15 protein-coding genes and 1 pseudogene are annotated in these 18,882 nt (G+C 72.8%); 13 read left to right on the forward strand and 3 right to left on the reverse strand.

The window, feature by feature from the left end:
• Positions 1-203: 203 nt before the first annotated feature.
• From EV562_RS35975 to holA, 4 genes and pseudogenes are all read left to right on the forward strand, one after another.
• Positions 204-788 (forward strand): annotated as a pseudogene (locus tag EV562_RS35975) (N-acetylmuramoyl-L-alanine amidase); the annotation flags it as partial.
• A 692-nt stretch (positions 789-1,480) separates the two neighbouring features.
• On the forward strand, positions 1,481-2,362 hold the full coding sequence (locus EV562_RS06930) for a YceI family protein (RefSeq protein WP_133885757.1): 882 nt from the start codon (positions 1,481-1,483) through the stop codon (positions 2,360-2,362).
• Positions 2,363-2,424: 62 nt separating this feature from the next.
• Positions 2,425-2,670 carry a hypothetical protein gene (locus tag EV562_RS06935; RefSeq protein ID WP_166661627.1) on the forward strand — a complete coding sequence of 82 codons (246 nt, stop codon included), beginning with the start codon at positions 2,425-2,427 and terminating at the stop codon, positions 2,668-2,670.
• 74 nt (positions 2,671-2,744) lie between these two features.
• A complete protein-coding gene (gene holA / locus EV562_RS06940) occupies positions 2,745-3,734 on the forward strand; it encodes a DNA polymerase III subunit delta (protein WP_208298303.1) in 990 nt (329 codons plus the stop codon).
• Between the two features lie 310 nt (positions 3,735-4,044).
• Here the strand turns inward: holA and rpsT are convergent, their stop codons facing one another.
• Complete coding sequence (rpsT, locus tag EV562_RS06945; RefSeq protein WP_133885760.1) at positions 4,045-4,311, reverse strand: 30S ribosomal protein S20; 267 nt, start codon at positions 4,309-4,311, stop codon at positions 4,045-4,047.
• Between the two features lie 237 nt (positions 4,312-4,548).
• Between rpsT and lepA the strand changes: the two genes are divergently transcribed.
• From lepA to hemW, 4 genes are all read left to right on the forward strand, one after another.
• Positions 4,549-6,417 carry a translation elongation factor 4 gene (gene lepA, locus EV562_RS06950; RefSeq protein WP_133885761.1) on the forward strand — a complete coding sequence of 623 codons (1,869 nt, stop codon included), beginning with the start codon at positions 4,549-4,551 and terminating at the stop codon, positions 6,415-6,417.
• Positions 6,418-6,750: 333 nt separating this feature from the next.
• Positions 6,751-8,628 carry an AMP-dependent synthetase/ligase gene (locus EV562_RS06955; RefSeq protein WP_133885762.1) on the forward strand — a complete coding sequence of 626 codons (1,878 nt, stop codon included), beginning with the start codon at positions 6,751-6,753 and terminating at the stop codon, positions 8,626-8,628.
• Between the two features lie 307 nt (positions 8,629-8,935).
• On the forward strand, positions 8,936-11,023 hold the full coding sequence (locus EV562_RS06960; protein ID WP_133885763.1) for a SpoIIE family protein phosphatase: 2,088 nt from the start codon (positions 8,936-8,938) through the stop codon (positions 11,021-11,023).
• 40 nt (positions 11,024-11,063) lie between these two features.
• Positions 11,064-12,296 (forward strand): radical SAM family heme chaperone HemW, encoded by a 1,233-nt coding sequence (gene hemW, locus EV562_RS06965; RefSeq protein WP_133885764.1) that lies wholly within the window; start codon positions 11,064-11,066, stop codon positions 12,294-12,296.
• Between the two features lie 76 nt (positions 12,297-12,372).
• On the opposite strand, the gene EV562_RS06970 is transcribed toward hemW, so the two are convergent.
• Positions 12,373-13,176: a DUF3097 domain-containing protein gene (locus tag EV562_RS06970; RefSeq protein WP_133885765.1), complete on the reverse strand. Its 804-nt coding sequence runs from the start codon at positions 13,174-13,176 to the stop codon at positions 12,373-12,375.
• Between the two features lie 34 nt (positions 13,177-13,210).
• Complete coding sequence (locus EV562_RS06975; RefSeq protein WP_133885766.1) at positions 13,211-13,945, reverse strand: MBL fold metallo-hydrolase; 735 nt, start codon at positions 13,943-13,945, stop codon at positions 13,211-13,213.
• 149 nt (positions 13,946-14,094) lie between these two features.
• On the opposite strand from EV562_RS06975, the gene hrcA reads away from it, so the two are divergent.
• The 5 genes from hrcA to EV562_RS07000 all read left to right on the forward strand — a co-directional run bounded on the left by hrcA (position 14,095) and on the right by EV562_RS07000 (position 18,854).
• Entirely contained in the window at positions 14,095-15,111 is a 1,017-nt protein-coding gene (gene hrcA / locus EV562_RS06980) for a heat-inducible transcriptional repressor HrcA (RefSeq protein WP_133885767.1), read from the forward strand.
• A complete protein-coding gene (gene dnaJ, locus EV562_RS06985; protein ID WP_003976250.1) occupies positions 15,112-16,248 on the forward strand; it encodes a molecular chaperone DnaJ in 1,137 nt (378 codons plus the stop codon).
• An 88-nt stretch (positions 16,249-16,336) separates the two neighbouring features.
• Positions 16,337-17,422, forward strand: a complete 1,086-nt coding sequence (locus tag EV562_RS06990; protein WP_133885768.1) for a nitronate monooxygenase — start codon at positions 16,337-16,339, stop codon at positions 17,420-17,422.
• The gene (locus tag EV562_RS06995; RefSeq protein WP_133885769.1) at positions 17,419-18,168 is read left to right on the forward strand and encodes a 16S rRNA (uracil(1498)-N(3))-methyltransferase; all 750 of its coding nucleotides are present in this window, start codon (positions 17,419-17,421) and stop codon (positions 18,166-18,168) included. Before EV562_RS06990 ends, EV562_RS06995 begins: the two co-directional genes overlap by 4 nt.
• 170 nt (positions 18,169-18,338) lie before the next feature.
• Complete coding sequence (locus EV562_RS07000) at positions 18,339-18,854, forward strand: hypothetical protein (RefSeq protein WP_133885770.1); 516 nt, start codon at positions 18,339-18,341, stop codon at positions 18,852-18,854.
• Positions 18,855-18,882 lie beyond the last annotated feature (28 nt).

An 18,882-nucleotide genomic window follows, 5' to 3' on the forward strand; every position in this document is an offset into this window, starting at 1 on the left:
CGCCGCGCCACCGCATGGCCGCGCAAGCGGCCCTGATCGTCGCCGACTTCACGCGACGGGCGCACGACGGGACCCGTCCGCTCCGATCGGCAGAAGGAGAAACCGATGCCCTCACCCCCCAGGCAGGGTCGCACAGTGCTGCACCGGCTCGGCGAGGAGGACGACCGCCGTCCGTCCCCCCGGCCTCGGCCGGAGCGTGCGTGATGGCCACACCCATGAGCGCGGGCGGATTCCTGAAGGCCCTGCGGGACGAGGGCCTGGTCGTCGTCGAGGTCGGCGACTGGCGGAACCACAACCGCAACCACAAGGGCGCTTGGGGCCCCGTCAACGGCGTGATGATCCATCACACGGTGACCCGGGGCAGTGCCGCCACGGTGGAGATCTGCCGCAAGGGCTATGAAAGCCTGCCCGGCCCGCTGTGCCACGGCGTCATCACCAAGGACGGCCGGGTGTACCTGGTCGGCTACGGCCGGGCCAACCACGCCGGGCTCGGCGACGACGACGTGCTGCGTGCCGTCGTCGCGGAGCAGGCGCTGCCCCCGGACAACGAGGCCAACACCGACGGCAACCGGCACTTCTACGGCTTCGAGTGCGAGAACCTCGGTGACGGCGACGACCCGTGGCCGGCCGCACAACTGGACGCCATCGAGCGGGCCGCCGCGGCCGTGTGCCGCCACCACGGCTGGAGCGGGCGGTCCGTCATCGGCCACCTCGAATGGCAGCCCGGAAAGGTCGACCCGCGCGGCTTCACGATGACCTCGATGCGCGCCCGGGTCGAAGAACGCCTCACCCACCCCGCCGGCTGGACGCCCGGCGATGCCGAGGAGGAAGACATGCCGCGAGCGATCAGCCGCTCCGACGACGACGCCCAGCAGATCACGCCCCGGACGTGGACGACGCTCACCGTCGGCGGGGCGGACTTGCTGACGGGCGCGTCCCACTACCAGGCGACGGCCCATCTCCGGGCGGACGTTCCCGTCGGCGCCACACTCCAGGGCCGCTTCTATCACCTGCGTCCGGACGGGACCCGATGGACCGGTCCGATCGTCGAACGGGTGGGCACCGAGGGCAGCAGCTTCCCGGACTTCGGCAACAGCGGGTCGATCGCCGCGAACGAGCGGTTGCGCTTCGAGTGCGTCTACTACCCGGCCGACGCCGCCGACCGGGCCCCGATCACGGTCACGAGCGCGAAGGTGCGCGGCCTGTACTGGGAGAGGTGACCAGGAGTCCGGCCCGGGCCCGTCGGTCCAACCCGTCCCACCCGCCCCCGGCCTGATCCGGCCGCCCGGGCCGCCTGTGTCCCGGCGGTGAGAATTCGTACCCGGTCCGGCGATACCGCACCACACGGGGCCACTGCCGTGCACTCCCAGCACATGTGACGGTTTCGCGTGATGTGGCCCCGTGTTGCCTCGAAAGCCACATCGGTGATCGAATGTTTCTCCGTCAACTGGTTTCTCGTGTAGTGCAGAGGGTGTCTCAAATGATCGGCCGCTTGCTGGGAAGCCGTACGAAGCGGATGCAACGGACCGGTCCCCTGGCTGCGGTGCACACCCCGCCGGACGCGGGCGTGCTGAGCTGCCGCGTCCTCGACCCGGTCAACACGCCGGTGCCGAACGCGGAGTTCACGGTGAGCGACACCATGGGACGCAAGGTGGTCGGCGGCGGTACGGACCCCTTCGGGTCGTTCGTGGCGGCGATGCCCGCGGGGGAGTACCGGCTCGCCGTGTCCGCCGAGGGCTACACCCCCTACCGCGCCTCCGTGACGGTCGTGCCCGACACGCTGGCCTCGCTCGGTGACGTGACGCTCCAGGTGGCCCAGCCGCCGGAGCTGCCCGCGCCGGGCGACTGGGAGATCGAGCCGGCGCACTCCTCGATCGCGTTCACCGCGCGGCACATCGGGCTGGCCCGGATCCACGGCCGGTTCAACTCCTTCGCCGGCGCGGTGCGGATCGCGGACACGATGGAGCAGTCGGCGATGCACGTGGTGATCGACGCGGCGTCCATCGACACCAACGTGAAGATGCGCGACGACCACCTGCGGTCGGCCGACTTCCTGGACGTGCAGCGGTTCCCGACCCTGGAGTTCTTCAGCGACCGGTTCACGCACCGGGGCGGCAACCGGTGGGCCGTCACCGGGGCGCTGTCCCTGCACGGAGTGACGCGCACGGTCACCCTGGACACCGAGTACCTCGGGCTCGGCAACGGCATGGAGGGCGAGACGCGGGCCGCCTGCCGCGCCACCACCGAGCTGCACCGTGACGACTTCACGGTGAGCTGGCAGACGATGCTGGCGCGGGGGATCGCGGTGGTCGGCCCCAGCATCCGCATCGACCTCGACGTGCAGACCGTCCCCAAGGGCTGACCGACACCGGTTCGCACGGGCTGACCGGCACCGTTCGCACCGGCTGACCGACAATGGCTCCCGTGAGCGACGTGAGACATGTGCTGGTACTGCCCGACCGGGACGCCGCGGAGGAGGTGGCCCAGGCACTCGGGGAGCGGTTCGGGACCGACGAGGAGCCCCGGATCGTCCGGGACGCCCTGGCCGGTGAGGACGACGCCGAGGACGCCCAGTGGCTGGTCGTCCTGCACGACGAGCGGGAGCGCCTGGAGCCCGTGGAGCTGGACGCGTTCGCGGGGGAGTGGGAGGGCTGGCGCGAGGAGCCCTAGCCGCCCAGCCGCTCGCCCCGTCCCGTCCCGCCGGCCCGCGTTCGTTGTCGGTGGCGCGTGCGATGCTTGTCGCGATGGCCAGGAAGACTGCGAACGACGACCCTCTCGCCCCGGTGACCCTTGCCGTGGGCCAGGAGGACCTCCTGCTCGACCGTGCCGTGCAGGAGGTGGTGGCCGCCGCGAAGGCCGCCGACGCCGACACGGACGTACGCGACCTCACGCCCGACCAGCTGCAGCCCGGCACCCTCGCCGAGCTGACCAGCCCCTCGCTCTTCGCCGAGCGCAAGGTCGTGGTCGTGCGCAACGCGCAGGACCTGTCCGCCGACACGGTCAAGGACGTCAAGGCCTACCTCACCGCCCCCGCCGAGGAGATCACCCTCGTCCTGCTGCACGCGGGCGGTGCCAAGGGCAAGGGCGTCCTCGACGCCGGCCGCAAGGCGGGCGCGCGCGAGGTGGCCTGCCCGAAGATGACCAGGCCCGCCGACCGGCTGGCCTTCGTCCGCTCGGAGTTCCGCACGGCCGGGCGGTCGGCCACGCCCGAGGCGTGCCAGGCCCTGGTAGACGCGATCGGCAGCGACCTGCGGGAGCTGGCCTCGGCGGTGTCCCAGCTGATCGCCGACATCGAGGGGACCATCGACGAGGCGGTCGTCGGGCGGTACTACACCGGACGGGCGGAGGCCTCCAGCTTCACGGTCGCCGACCGGGCGGTCGAGGGACGCGCGGCGGAGGCCCTGGAGGCGCTGCGCTGGTCGCTGGCGACCGGGGTGGCACCGGTGCTGATCACCAGCGCCCTCGCGCAGGGCGTGCGGGCCATCGGCAAGCTGTCCTCCGCCCGCGGTGGGCGCCCCGCCGACCTCGCCCGCGAGCTGGGCATGCCGCCCTGGAAGATCGACCGCGTCCGGCAGCAGATGCGCGGCTGGACCCCGGACGCCGTCTCCGTCGCCCTGCGCGCGGTGGCCGAGGCGGACGCGGGCGTCAAGGGCGGCGGGGACGACCCCGGGTACGCCCTGGAGAAGGCCGTGGTGGCCATCGCCCGGGCGGCCCGTTCACGAGGACGGTCGTAGGTCCCCACCGGACCTGCCGCCCACCCCGGGCCGCCCGCCCGCTTCCGCCCGCACCGCCCTGTACCCGCACCGCCTCTGCCTGCCCCGCCGTCCCCCTCACGCCCGGCCTCACGCCCGGCCTCACGCCCGGCACACCGAAGGCCCCGGCCGCCGTCCTGGGGAAGGACGGCCACCGGGGCCTTCGGATCAAGCTCGCGGATCCATGCCCGCGTGGCGAACGCAGGCCGCGCACGGATCCTGGGTGCCGGACGGGAGCGGATGAGAGAGGGCCCGCTCGGAGTCCCTCCGGCGATCAGACCAGATAAGGGGTTCAGCCCTTGAGAGCGCCGACCTTCTGCGCCAGCGCCGACTTCTTGTTGGCGGCCTGGTTCTTGTGGATGACGCCCTTGGAGACGGCCTTGTCCAGCTGACGCGAAGCGGCGCGCTGGTACTCGGTGGCCTTCTCGGTGTCACCCGCGGCAGCGGCCTCACGGGCCTTGCGGATCGCGGTCTTCAGAGAGGACTTGACGGCCTTGTTGCGCAGCCGGGCCTTCTCGTTGGTCTTGTTCCGCTTGATCTGGGACTTGATGTTCGCCACGAATGAGCCTTTGCAGGTTCAGGCACGAGGCCGCGAGGGACCCGTGCCGGTGATTTCTTGAAGGAGTGCCTCCCGCTGAGAGGGCAAGAGACACAGCCACCCACACTACCAGCGGGTCGTCGAGGGTCCCAAACCCATGCCGGGTCCCCACCCGTGGGACCATGGAGGCTACGTATCGCTCCGACCCGAGACCCGAGACCGCAGACCCTGCGGACGCCTCAAGAATCAGGACCCTGCGTGCCCGCGATCCCCAGCCATGTGCCCGAGCCGAGCCGTACCGACCCGGCGCTGATCCGCAACTTCTGCATCATCGCGCACATCGACCACGGCAAGTCGACGCTCGCCGACCGGATGCTCCAGCTGACCGGTGTGGTCGAGCAGCGGCAGATGCGCGCCCAGTACCTCGACCGCATGGACATCGAGCGCGAGCGCGGCATCACGATCAAGTCCCAGGCGGTGCGGTTGCCGTGGGCCCCGACCCACGACAAGGGCTCCACGCACATCCTCAACATGATCGACACCCCGGGGCACGTCGACTTCACCTACGAGGTGTCGCGCTCGCTGGCCGCGTGCGAGGGCACCATCCTCCTCGTCGACGCCGCCCAGGGCATCGAGGCCCAGACCCTCGCCAACCTCTACCTGGCGATGGAGAACGACCTCACGATCATCCCCGTGCTGAACAAGATCGACCTGCCGGCGGCGCAGCCCGAGAAGTTCGCCGAGGAGCTGGCCAACCTGGTCGGCTGCGACCCCGACGACGTCCTCAAGGTCTCCGCCAAGACCGGTCTCGGCGTCGACGCGCTCCTCGACAAGGTCGTCGCGGAGATCCCCGCTCCGGTCGGCGTCAAGGACGCCCCGGCCCGCGCGATGATCTTCGACTCGGTCTACGACTCCTACCGCGGTGTCGTGACGTACGTCCGTGTCATCGACGGCCAGCTCAACAAGCGCGAGCGGATCCGGATGATGTCCACCGGCGCCACGCACGAGCTGCTGGAGATCGGCACCAACTCGCCGGAGATGCTGGCCGCCGACGGCCTCGGCGTCGGTGAGGTGGGCTATCTGATCACCGGTGTGAAGGACGTCCGCCAGTCCAAGGTCGGCGACACCGTCACCAGCCAGCACAAGGGCGCCGAGGAGGCGCTGGGCGGCTACAAGGACCCGAGGCCCATGGTCTTCTCCGGCCTCTATCCGCTGGACGGCTCCGACTACCCGCTGCTGCGCGAGGCCCTGGACAAGCTCCAGCTCAACGACGCCGCCCTGGTCTACGAGCCGGAGACCTCCGCCGCCCTCGGCTTCGGCTTCCGCGTGGGCTTCCTCGGCCTGCTCCACCTCGACGTGATCCGGGAGCGGCTGGAGCGCGAGTTCAACCTCGACCTGATCGCCACCGCGCCCAACGTGGTCTACCGCGTGGTCATGGAGGACGGCACCGAGCACACCGTCACCAACCCGAGCGAGTTCCCCGAGGGCAAGATCGACGAGGTCTACGAGCCGGTCGTGCGGGCCACGGTCCTGGCGCCGACCGAGTTCATCGGCGCGATCATGGAGCTGTGCCAGACCCGGCGCGGCACCCTGCTCGGCATGGACTACCTCTCCGAGGACCGGGTGGAGATCCGCTACACCCTCCCGCTCGCGGAGATCGTCTTCGACTTCTTCGACCAGCTGAAGTCCAAGACGCGCGGGTACGCCTCCCTCGACTACGAGCCCACCGGCGAGCAGACCTCCAGCCTGGTCAAGGTCGACATCCTGCTGCACGGCGACAAGGTGGACGCCTTCTCGGCGATCACCCACAAGGACCAGGCGTACGCGTACGGCGTACGGCTCGTCGCCAAGCTCAAGGAGCTGATCCCGCGGCAGGCCTTCGAGGTGCCGGTGCAGGCCGCCATCGGCTCCCGCGTGATCGCCCGCGAGACCATCCGCGCCATCCGCAAGGACGTCCTCGCCAAGTGCTACGGCGGTGACATCTCCCGTAAGCGGAAGCTGCTGGAGAAGCAGAAGGAAGGCAAGAAGCGGATGAAGATGGTGGGTTCCGTGGAGGTTCCGCAGGAGGCCTTCATCGCGGTCCTGTCCAGCGACGACAGCGCGGGGTCGGGCAAGGGCAAGAAGTAACCGCCGCACCGCGCGCGGAGTCCGGCCAAAACGGACACCGAGGGGCCCGTCGTACGAAAGTGCGGCGGGTCTCTTCGCATGTCACGGGCAGGCGTCTGTAGGAAATGACAGGGCGCGGGCACTTACGCGGGGGCCGGTCGCCCTTTACTCTGATGCCTGCCCCGTAGTTACTCGTGAGTTAAACAAGTGATCGGGCAACAGTCCCCGTGACTGCCTGCACATCACCCACACCTCGTCACCCGCACCCCATCTGAACACCGCCCGAGAGTGAACCAGCCGCACCTGAGCCAGCCGCAACGAGTCAGCCGCACCGTCGCGGGCCCGGAGGATGTCGTGAGCGACACACAGACACTGATCGAGAACCGTCCGCCCTCCGTGGCGGGACTCTTCCTGGAACGGGTGGCCGCCACGCCGGACGCCGAGGCGTACCGCTACCCGGTGCCGCCGGCCTCGGGCGAGGGCCCCGACGACTGGAAGTCGCTGACCTGGGCGCAGGCCGCCGAGCGGGTCCACGCGATCGCGGCCGGCCTGATCGAGCTGGGCGTGCAGCCGGAGCAGCGGGTGGCGCTGGCCTCCTCCACCCGCCTGGAGTGGATCCTCGCCGACCTCGGCATCATGTGCGCGGGCGCGGCGACGACCACCGTGTACCCGCAGACCAACGCCGACGAATCGGCGTACATCCTCTCCGACTCCGAGAGCCGGGTGCTGATCGCGGAGGACGCCGCGCAGCTGGCCAAGGCGAGGGAGAAGCGGGCCGAGCTGCCCGACCTCACCCACGTGGTCGTGATCGACGCGGCCGGCGCGGACACCTCCGAGGAGTGGGTCCTCACCCTCGACGAGCTGGAGCGCAGGGGCGCGGCCCGGCTGGAGCAGGAACCGCAGCTGATCAAGGAGCGGGTCGGCGCGATCACCAAGGACCAGCTCGCCACCCTCATCTACACCTCCGGCACCACCGGCCGGCCCAAGGGCGTCCGCCTCCCGCACGACTGCTGGTCTTACATGGCCAAGGCGATCTCCGCGACCGGCCTGGTCACCAAGGACGACGTGCAGTACCTGTGGCTGCCGCTCGCGCACGTCTTCGGCAAGGTGCTCACCTCCGGCCAGATCGAGGCCGGTCACGTCACCGCCGTCGACGGCCGCGTCGACAAGATCATCGACAACCTGCCGGTGGTCCGGCCGACCTACATGGCGGCCGTGCCCCGCATCTTCGAGAAGGTCTACAACGGCGTCGCCGCCAAGGCCCGCGCGGGCGGCGGCGCGAAGTACAAGATCTTCCAGTGGGCGGCGGGCGTCGCCCGCGAGTACGCCAAGGTCACCCAGGACAACTTCAAGCGCACCGGCACCGCGAGCGCCCCCACCGGTCTGCGCACCAAGCACGCCGTCGCCGACCGGCTCGTCTACGCCAAGATCCGCGAGGCCTTCGGCGGCCGCCTGCGCGCCTGCGTCTCCGGCTCGGCCGCCCTCGCGCCCGAGATCGGCTTCTTCTTCGCCGGCGCCGGCATCCACATCCTGGAGGGCTACGGCCTCACCGAGTCCTCCGCCGCGTCCTTCGTCAACCCCGGCGAGGCCTACCGCACCGGCACCGTCGGCAAGCCGCTGCCCGGCACCGAGGTGCGCATCGCGGACGACGGCGAGATCCTGCTGCGCGGCCCCGGCATCATGGAGGGCTACCACAAGCTGCCCGAGAAGACCGCCGAGGTGCTGGAGGCCGACGGCTGGTTCCACACCGGCGACATCGGCGAGCTCTCGGCCGACGGCTACCTGCGCATCACCGACCGCAAGAAGGACCTCATCAAGACCTCCGGCGGCAAGTACATCGCGCCGGCCGAGGTCGAGGGCCAGTTCAAGGCGGTCTGCCCCTACGTCTCCAACATCCTGGTGCACGGCGCCGACCGGAACTTCTGCACCGCGCTCATCGCCCTCGACGAGGCCGCGATCACCGAGTGGGCCAAGGAGAACGGCCTGGAGGGCAAGCCGTACGCCGAGATCGTCGCGGCGCCGGCGACCGTCGAGATGGTCGACGGCTACGTCAAGGAGCTCAACCAGGGCCTCCAGCGCTGGCAGACCATCAAGAAGTTCCGCCTGCTGCCCCGTGACCTCGACGTCGAGCACGGGGAGATCACCCCGAGCCTGAAGCTGAAGCGGCCGGTGGTGGAGCGGGAGTACAAGAACCTGATCGAGGAGATGTACGAGGGCTCGCGCGAGGCGTAGCGCACGGCGCCTCGCGGCGCCCAGGCCCGCGAATGGGCCTCCGGGCCCGCGCGTGACCCTCGGGCCCGCGCGTGACCCTCGGGCCCGCGCGTGGACCCTCGGGCCCGCGCATGTCGCCGCCCGTGCGGCGAGCGTTCGAAGAAGTCCGGTTTACGGTCGGTTTCCGCCCGTCTTCGAACGTTCGCCTAGCACGGTTCTCGTCCATGGCGGCCGACTTCGGTAACTCCGCGCTTATGAACGGGGTCGGTCTGTCACTCTGTCGGCATCGACTGCGAGGAACTCGCACGAACTGTCCGGGGAGACGTCCATGGGGGCCATTCCGACGCAGCGGGAGACCGCCTCCCGCGCCGGCGCGGCGCCGGCGCACACCGCGGAGGGCGCCGAGGAGTACGCGCGGGCGCGCGTGACCCTGCTCGGCAGCTCCCTGGCGCCCGGCGCCGCCCGCGCGATGGTGCGGGCCGCGCTCGCCGAATGGTCCGCTCTCGGCCTGCCCGGCACGGAACACCTGACCGAGCACCTCGCCGCCGACGCCCTGGTCGTCGTCAGCGAGCTGGTCACCAACGCCGTCGTGCACGCCGGCACCGACGTCGAGGTGGGCCTCCGGGTGGAGGAGGACGGCACCCTCGTCGTCGAGGCCGCGGACCAGCACCCGTCCCGTGCGCCGAGGAGCGCCGGTCCCGAGCAGCCGCACGACCCCGCCGAGTACGGGCGCGGTCTGCCCCTGGTCGCCGCCCTCGCGGAGGCCTGGGGCATCACGTACCGCCCGGGCACCAAGACGGTGTGGGCGCGGCTGCCGGCCCAGGGCGCGGAGCCCGCCGGCGCCGTCGCGGCGGGCGCCGCCGGGATCGCCGAGGCCGCCGCCCGCGCGGGCGGCGACGCCGTCGAGCCGGCCGGATGCGGGGAGCGGGGCGCGGCGTACGCCGTGGAGAGCCGTGGCACGTCGCCCGCGGGTGCGGCGGGACGGGAGGCCGACGGCGGCCCGGGCAGCGCGTCCGGCGGGCCGACCGGGCCCGGCCGGCGCCGCCCGCGCGACCGGGAGTGGCTGGGCCGCGGCGCGCTGTCCTTCCTCGCCGAGGCCTCCGACCTGCTGGCCGGGCAGCTCGACGAGGACCTGGTCGCCTCCCTCACCGGCCAGCTGATCGTGCCCCGGCTCGCCGACTGGTGCGGGGTGTGGCTGGAGGACGAGGCCCTGGGCCGGGGTGCCTGGAGCGACGACTCCGGGGCGGCCGTCGGCGCCCGGCTGGCCCGCGTGTGGCACGCCGGCGAGGGATACCTCGACGAGCTGCGCGCGGCCCTGGAGAAGGACCCGCCCCGCCCGCGCGACCCGTGGCGCTCCGGCCCCGTCGGCCACCCCTGGCCCGGCGAGGCGCTCGGCCCCGACGCCCCGCACGGCACCGCGCTCGCCTACCCCCTGGTCGCCGGCGGCCGGCCACTGGGCACCCTGGTCATCGGACGGGCCGGCACCCCGGACACCACCGGCACCCCGGACACCTGTGACGGCAGCGGCTTCCCCGGCTTCCCCGACGAGATCACCGGTCTGGTCGAGGACCTCAGCCGCCGGGTCGCGCTCGCCATCGGCGCCGCCCGCCAGTACGCCCGGCAGGCCACCATCAGCGCCGTACTCCAGCGCGGCCTGCTGCCCGGCGCCGTCGCCGAGATCCCCGGCGTACGCAGCGCCCTCGTCTACGAACCGCGCGACAAGGGCGGCCCCAGCGGCGACTTCTACGACCTCTTCCCGGCCGGTGACGGCCGCTGGTGCTTCGCCGTGGGCGACGTCCAGGGCAAGGGCCCCGAGGCCGCCGTCGTCATCGGACTCGCCCGGCCCTGGCTGCGCCTGCTGGCCCGCGAGCAGTACGGCGTCCCCGACGTCCTCGACCGCCTCAACCAGCTCCTCCTCGACGACGCCACCGAGGCCGCCGACGCCGCCGCCCGCGCGCTGGTCGCCGCGGGCGGCCCACCGGTTGCCCCGGGCGACGGACCGCAGACCCGCTTCCTCTCCCTGCTCTACGGCGAGCTGGTCCCCGTGCGGGGCGGCGTCCGGTGCACCCTCGCGTCCGCCGGACACCCGCTGCCGCTGCTCCTCGGGCCCGACGGCGCCGTGTCCGCCGTCGCGTGCCCGCAGACCCTGCTCGGCGTCGTCGAGGACGCGACGTACGTGAGCGAGACCTTCGAGCTGCGGTCCGGCGACACCCTGCTGTGCGTCACGGACGGGGTCACGGAGCGGCGCAGCGGCTCCCGCCAGTTCGACGACGGCGACGGACTCGCGGCGGCGCTGGCCGGGTGCGCGGGCCTGGACGCCGAGCTGGTCGCCGAACGCATCAGGCGGCTGGTGCACGAGTTCGGGCCCCGGCCGCCGGAGGACGACCTGGCCCTGCTGGTGCTCCAGGCCGAGTGAGCGGGACGGGGATCCGCGCGGGTGCGGGACAATGGAACGCATGCCCTCCGCACTCCCCGACGGCGAGCCCGTCCCCGCCGACGGCGCCCTGCCCGCGTCCGCGCTCACCGGGGCCGCCGGCCGTCCCCTCGGCTTCTACCTGCACGTGCCGTACTGCGCGACCCGCTGCGGCTACTGCGACTTCAACACCTACACCGCCACCGAGCTGCGCGGCACCGGTGGCGTCCTGGCCTCCCGCGACAACTACGCCGACACGCTCGTCGACGAGGTGCGCCTGGCCCGCAAGGTGCTCGGTGACGACCCCCGCGAGGTCCGCACGGTCTTCGTCGGCGGCGGTACGCCCACCCTGCTGGCCGCCGGTGACCTGGTGCGGATGCTGGGCGCGGTCCGCGACGAGTTCGGCCTGGCAGCGGACGCGGAGGTGACGACGGAGGCCAATCCGGAGTCGGTCGACCCGGCGTACCTCGCCACTCTCCGTGAGGGCGGCTTCAACCGGATCTCCTTCGGCATGCAGAGCGCGAAGCAGCACGTCCTGAAGATCCTGGACCGCACCCACACCCCCGGCCGCCCCGAGGCCTGCGTCGCCGAGGCCCGCGCGGCGGGTTTCGACCACGTCAACCTCGACCTGATCTACGGCACCCCGGGGGAGTCCGACGACGACTGGCGCGCCTCCCTGGACGCCGCGCTCGGCGCCGGACCCGACCACGTCTCGGCGTACGCCCTGATCGTGGAGGAGGGCACCCAGCTCGCCCGGCGCATCCGGCGCGGCGAGGTCCCGATGACCGACGACGACGTCCACGCGGACCGGTACCTGATCGCCGAGGAGGCCTTGTCGGCCGCGGGCTTCGACTGGTACGAGGTGTCGAACTGGGCCACCTCCGACGTCGGCCGCTGCCTGCACAACGAGCTGTACTGGCGGGGCGCCGACTGGTGGGGCGCGGGACCGGGCGCGCACTCCCACGTGGGGGGCGTGCGGTGGTGGAACGTGAAGCATCCGGGGGCGTACGCGGGGGCGCTGGCGGCGGGGAAGTCGCCGGGCGCCGGGCGCGAGGTCCTGACGGACGAGGACCGGCGGGTGGAGCGCATCCTGCTGGAGCTGCGGCTGCGGGAGGGCGTCCCGCTGTCGCTGCTGCGGGAGGCGGGGCTCGCGGCGTCGCGGCGGGCGCTGGCGGAGGGCCTCCTGGAGGAGGGGCCGTACGCGGCGGGGAGCGCGGTGCTGACGCTGCGCGGGCGGCTGCTGGCGGACGCGGTGGTGCGGGACCTGGTGGACTGACGGAGGGCTGACGGGAGCGTGACGGGGAACGTCCCCGCCCCTCGCCGGAGGGGCTGGATCCACGGGCGAAGGAACGTCACGCCGTCACGAAGTCGATCAGTTCCTCCACCCGCCCCAGCAGCTCCGGCTCCAGGTCCTTGTACGACCCCACCCGGGCCAGGATCGCCTGCCACACCGCCCCGGTGTTCTCCGCGGGCCAGCCCAGCGCCCGGCACACCCCCGTCTTCCAGTCCTGGCCGCGCGGCACCCGGGGCCAGGCGTCGATGCCGACCGACGACGGCTTCACCGCCTCCCAGATGTCGATGTACGGGTGGCCCACGACCAGCGCGTGCTCGCTCGTCACCGCCTCCGCGATGCGCCACTCCTTGGAACCCGGCACCAGGTGGTCCACCAGGACGCCCAGCCGCGCGTCCGGGCCGGGGGCGAATTCGGCCACGATCGACGGGAGGTCGTCCACGCCGCCCAGGTACTCCACGACGACGCCCTCGATGCGCAGGTCGTCGCCCCAGACCTTCTCGACCAGCTCGGCGTCGTGCCGCCCCTCGACGTAGATGCGCCCGGCGCGCGCGACCCGCGCACGAGCGCCGGGGACGGCGACCGAACCGGACGCCGTGCGGGAGGGGCGCGCCGGACCGGACGCGGCCGGGCGGACCAGCGTCACCACGCGGCCCTCCAGCAGGAAGCCGCGCGGCTCCAGCGGAAAGACGCGGTGCTTGCCGAAGCGGTCCTCCAGAGTCACCGTGCCCGCCTCGCAGCCGATCACCGCGCCGCAGAACCCGGTGGCGGGCTCCTCGACCACCAGGCCGGGATCGGCGGGCACCTCGGGAACGGGCTGCGGTTTCTTCCACGGAGGGGTGAGGTCGGCGGAGTACTGGCGCATTCTCCCGACGATACGAGGAACGCCCGCGCCGTGATCAGCGCGACACGCCGAACCGGACGGCCAGCGCGTCCCGTTGGGCCCGCACGAACGCCGCGTCCACCACCGCTCCGTGACCGGGGACGTACAGCGCGTCCGCGCCGCCCCACGCCAGCAGCCGGTCCAGCGCGGCCGGCCAGCGCGACGGTACGGCGTCGGGGCCCGCCTGCGGCTCGCCGGACTCCTCGACCAGGTCGCCGCAGAACACGACGTCCGGGGAGCCCGGCACCAGGACCGCCAGGTCGTGACCGGTGTGCCCCGGGCCCAGGTCGGCCAGCAGGACCCGCCGGCCACCGCCCAGGTCGAGGACGTGCTCGCCGCCGATCTCGTGCGGGACGGCGACGAGCGCGTCGGCCGCCTCCCGCGCCGTCGGCGCGTCCAGCCCCTCCGCCACCGCGTCCGCGCGCAGCGCCGCCCGTTCCCGTCCGTCCGGCGCGAGCAGCGCGCGCATGCCCACCGCGCCGTACACCTCCGCGCCCGCGAAGGCCGCGGCGCCGAAGACGTGGTCGAAATGCGGGTGGGTCAGCGCGAGATGTGTCACACGGCGGCCGGCGAGCCGCCGCGCCGCCTCGCCCAGCCGGGCGCCCTCGGCCAGGCTCGACCCCGCGTCCACCATCAGCGCCCCGCCCGCGCCGAACACCAGCCCCGCCGTGCAGTCCCACCCCGGCAGCCGGCACCGGCCCACGCCGTCCGCCAGCCGTTCCCAGCCCAGCTCTTCCCAAGTCACCGTCACGGCGCCGACGCTAACGGCTCGCCCCCGGCCTTGCCGGGGGCGTACCCCACGGCCGTACACTGGGCCGGGGAAGTCTGGCACTCGCAAGCCGTGAGTGCCAGGACAGACAGGCCGGAAACGGGCGGACGACAGCTGGAGGTGCGCGCCGCATGCTCAGTGAACGCAGGCTCCAGGTGCTGCGCGCCATCGTCCAGGACTACGTCGGCACCGAGGAACCGGTCGGTTCCAAGGCCCTCACCGAGCGGCACAACCTCGGCGTCTCCCCGGCCACCGTGCGCAACGACATGGCGGCCCTGGAGGACGAGGGGTTCATCGCGCAGCCGCACACCAGCGCGGGACGCATCCCGACCGACAAGGGCTACCGGCTCTTCGTCGACAAGCTGGCCGGCGTCAAGCCGATGACCGCGCCCGAGCGGCGTGCCATCCAGAACTTCCTGGAGGGCGCCGTCGACCTCGACGACGTGGTGGCCCGCACGGTGCGGCTGCTCGCGCAGCTGACCCGGCAGGTCGCCGTCGTGCAGTACCCCTCGCTGACCCGCTCGACGGTGCGGCACGTGGAGCTGCTCTCGCTCGCACCCGCGCGCCTGATGCTGGTGCTGATCACCGACACCGGCCGGGTCGAGCAGCGCATGGTCGACTGTCCCGTGCCGTTCGGCGAGGCGTCGCTGGCCGACCTGCGGGCGCGGCTCAACAGCCGGGTCGCGGGACGCCGTTTCACGGACGTGCCCGGTCTGGTCGAGGACCTGCCGGAGGCGTTCGAGGCCGAGGATCGCGGTACGGTCTCCACCGTGCTCTCCACTCTCCTGGAGACGCTGGTCGAGGAGAACGAGGAGCGGCTGATGATCGGCGGCACCGCCAATCTGACCCGCTTCGGGCACGACTTCCCCCTGGTGATCCGGCCGGTGCTGGAGGCACTCGAGGAGCAGGTCGTGCTCCTCAAGCTGCTCGGCGAGGCGAAGGATCCGGGCGTGACCGTACGGATCGGTCATGAGAACGCCCACGAGGGACTCAACTCAACGTCCGTCGTGTCGGTCGGCTACGGTTCGGGCGGCGAGGCGGTTGCCAAGCTCGGCGTGGTCGGACCGACCCGCATGGACTACCCGGGAACGATGGGAGCGGTACGCGCAGTGGCACGGTACGTCGGACAGATCCTGGCGGAGTCGTAGGTGGCCACGGACTACTACGCCGTACTCGGCGTGCGCCGCGACGCTTCCCAGGACGAGATCAAGAAGGCGTTCCGGAGGCTCGCCCGCGAGCTACACCCGGACGTCAACCCCGATCCGAAGACCCAGGAGCGGTTCAAGGAGATCAACGCCGCCTACGAGGTGCTGTCGGACCCGCAGAAGAAGCAGGTCTACGACCTCGGCGGCGACCCGCTCTCGCAGGCCGCCGGCGGCGGCGCGGGCGGCTTCGGCGCGGGTGGCTTCGGGAACTTCTCGGACATCATGGACGCGTTCTTCGGTACGGCGTCGCAGCGCGGACCGCGCTCGCGCACCCGCCGCGGCCAGGACGCGATGATCCGCATCGAGGTCGAGCTGGACGAGGCCGCTTTCGGTACGACCAAGGACATCCAGGTCGACACGGCGGTCGTCTGCAACACCTGCAACGGCGAGGGCGCGGCCCCCGGCACGTCGGCCCAGACGTGTGACATGTGCCGCGGCCGCGGCGAGGTGTCCCAGGTCACCCGGTCCTTCCTGGGTCAGGTCATGACCTCGCGTCCCTGCCCGCAGTGCCAGGGCTTCGGCACCGTGGTCCCGACCCCGTGCCCCGAGTGCGCGGGCGACGGCCGGGTCCGCTCCCGGCGCACCCTGACCGTGAAGATCCCGGCCGGCGTCGACAACGGCACCCGGATCCAGCTGGCGGGCGAGGGCGAGGTGGGCCCGGGCGGCGGTCCCGCCGGCGACCTGTACGTCGAGATCCACGAGCTGCCCCACTCGACCTTCCAGCGCCGGGGTGACGACCTGCACTGCACGGTCACCATCCCGATGACGGCGGCGGCCCTCGGCACGAAGGTGCCGCTGGAGACCCTCGACGGCATGGAGGAGGTCGACATCCGCCCGGGCACCCAGTCGGGCCAGTCGATCCCGAAGCACGGCAGGGGCGTCACCCACCTGCGCGGCGGCGGCCGGGGCGACCTCATCGTCCACGTCGAGGTCACCACCCCGGGCAAGCTCGACCCCGAGCAGGAACGCCTCCTGCGCGAGCTGGCCAAGCTCCGCGGCGAGGAGCGCCCGACGGGTCAGTTCCAGCCGGGGCAGCAGGGTCTGTTCTCCCGCCTGAAGGACGCTTTCAACGGGCGGTGACGGGCCTTCCGGGGATGCGGATGCTCCTGGCGTATGCCGTCGGAAGCCCGGATTCGGACTTGTGTGGAGGACGTGACAACATGCCGTCATGTCCTCCGCACTGACCGATCTCTTCCCCTACCCGATCGTGCAGGCGCCCATGGCGGGCGGCGTCTCCGTGCCAGGGCTCGCGGCGGCGGTGTCCGAGGCGGGCGGGCTGGGCTTCCTCGCCGCCGGGTACAAGACCGCGGACGGGATGTACCAGGAGATCAAGCACCTGCGGGGACTGACCGGCCGCCCCTTCGGCGTCAACCTCTTCCTCCCGCAGCCCGAGGCGGCCGACTCCGCCGCCGTCGACGTCTACGCCCACCAGCTGGCCGGAGAGGCCGCCTGGTACGAGACGGAGCTGGGCGACCCGGACAGCGGACGCGACGACGGCTACGAGACCAAGCTCGCCGTCCTGCTGGACAACCCCGTGCCGGTGGTGTCCTTCCACTTCGGCGTGCCGAGCCGTGAGGTCGTCGACTCCCTCCACCGGGTGGGCACCTTCGCCCTGGTCGGCGCGACCACCGCGGACGAGGCCCGGGCCGTCGAGGAGTCCGGCGCCGACGCGGTGATCGCTCAGGGCGTCGAGGCCGGCGGCCACCAGGGCACCCACCGGGACAACCCGGAGACCGGCGGCGCGGGCACCGGGCTGCTGTCGCTGGTCGCCCAAATCCGGGAGGCGGTGAGCCTGCCGATCGTCGCCGCAGGCGGCATCATGCGCGGCGCCCAGATCGCCGCGGTCCTCGCGGCGGGCGCGAGCGCGGCCCAGCTCGGCACCGCCTTCCTCGCCACCCCCGAGTCGGGCGCGCACGACCTGCACAAGCGGGCGCTGACCGACCCGCTGTTCGTCCGCACCGAACTCACCCGCGCCTTCTCGGGCCGCCCCGCCCGCGCCCTGGTCAACCGCTTCCTGCGCGAGCACGGCCCCTACGCCCCCGCCGCCTATCCCGAGGTGCACCACCTCACCTCGCCGGTGCGCAGGGCGGCGGCGAAGGCGGGCGACGCGCAGGGCATGGCGCTGTGGGCGGGCCAGGGGCACCGGATGGCGCGGGAGCTGCCCGCCGGGCGGCTCGTGGAGGTGCTGGCGGCAGAACTCGCCGCCGCGGGGACAGCGTTGTCGGGGTACGCGACGGGAGGCGGCGCCCGATGACGGCACCGGTGTTCGTGGTCGACTCCCTGCGGCCTGAGGACCTGCCCGCGGGGGAGTACGTCCTCGACGGCCCCGAGGGACGGCACGCCGTCTCCGTGAAGCGGCTGCGGGCGGGCGAGGACGTCGTCCTCACCGACGGGCGCGGGCGCTGGGCCGAGGGCTCGGTGAAGGCCGCGGAGGGCAAGGACCGCCTCGTCGTCACCGTCGCGGACGGTGTGCGCGAGGAGCCCGCCGAGCAGCCCCGCATCACCGTCGTCCAGGCCCTGCCCAAGGGCGACCGCGGTGAGCTCGCCGTCGAGACGATGACCGAGGTCGGCGTCGACGCGATCGTGCCGTGGGCGGCGTCCAGGTGCATCACGCAGTGGAAGGGCGAGCGGGGCCAGAAGGCGCTCGGCAAGTGGCGGGCGACGGCCCGGGAGGCCGGCAAGCAGTCCCGCCGGGTCCGCTTCCCCGACGTCGCGGACGCGGCGACGAGCAAGCAGGTTGCCTCACTTCTGGCCGACGCGGACTTCGCCGCCGTACTCCACGAGAGCGGCGAGGCGCCCCTGTCCGCCGCCGAACTGCCCGCCACCGGCGACATCGTGCTCGTCGTCGGTCCCGAAGGGGGCGTGTCCCCGGAGGAGTTGGCCCTGTTCGCCGAGGCCGGTGCCCTGCCCTACCGGCTGGGCCGCAGCGTCCTGCGCACCTCCACCGCGGGCACCGCCGCGACCGCCGTCCTGCTGGCCCGCACCGGCCGCTGGTCCTGACGGCCCCGGGGGCACGGGGTCCTGACGCCCCCTGCCTCCCCAGGCGGACGGCCAGGTCGTCCACGGCGAGCCTGCGCTGCCCGCCGGTCGTCGCCCATGGAGCCCACGGTGGTGAGGAGTGGCCGTATGCGCCCTACCGCCGGTCCCGCGGGGGTGGGAAGCTGCCCTCCATGGGGGCATTGAGGCGGATTTGGCGCACGGCTCCGGTGGTCGTCGGCTCGGTCGTCGCCGTCGGGGCCGTCGTCGCGTGCGAACCGGGCGGACTCAGCTCCGCGACCGTGGCCTACACGACCGACCGGACCGTGACCCGTGAACTGGAGCGGCAGAAGGCCGAGGTGCGCTGGCTCACCTGCACCGCCGACTACGGCGACAAGGGCGCCACCGCCTCGGCCACCGGGAACACCGTCGCCTCCGTCCACTGCGAGGGCAGGACGGACGCGGGCCGGGACATCACCGTCGACGGCAAGGTCACCCGGGTCGTCGACGGCGCCTGTGTGCGCGGCGACCTGACCGCGAAGGTGGACGGCAAGGAGTGGTTCCGGGTGAAGGGGCTGGGCGACTGCGACGCCACCACCGCGCCGCCCGCGGGCCGGCCCTCCCCGAACGGGCCCGGGCCCACCGTGACCGTGACCCGGACCATCTGGTGCCCCGACGACCCGCACTGCCGACCGGTCGAAGGGAAGTGAGAACCGGCGGCCCCGCGTCCTCGGCCGG

It is taken from the genome of Streptomyces sp. BK208, assembly GCF_004364245.1.
In the GTDB taxonomy this organism is placed as follows: domain Bacteria; phylum Actinomycetota; class Actinomycetes; order Streptomycetales; family Streptomycetaceae; genus Streptomyces.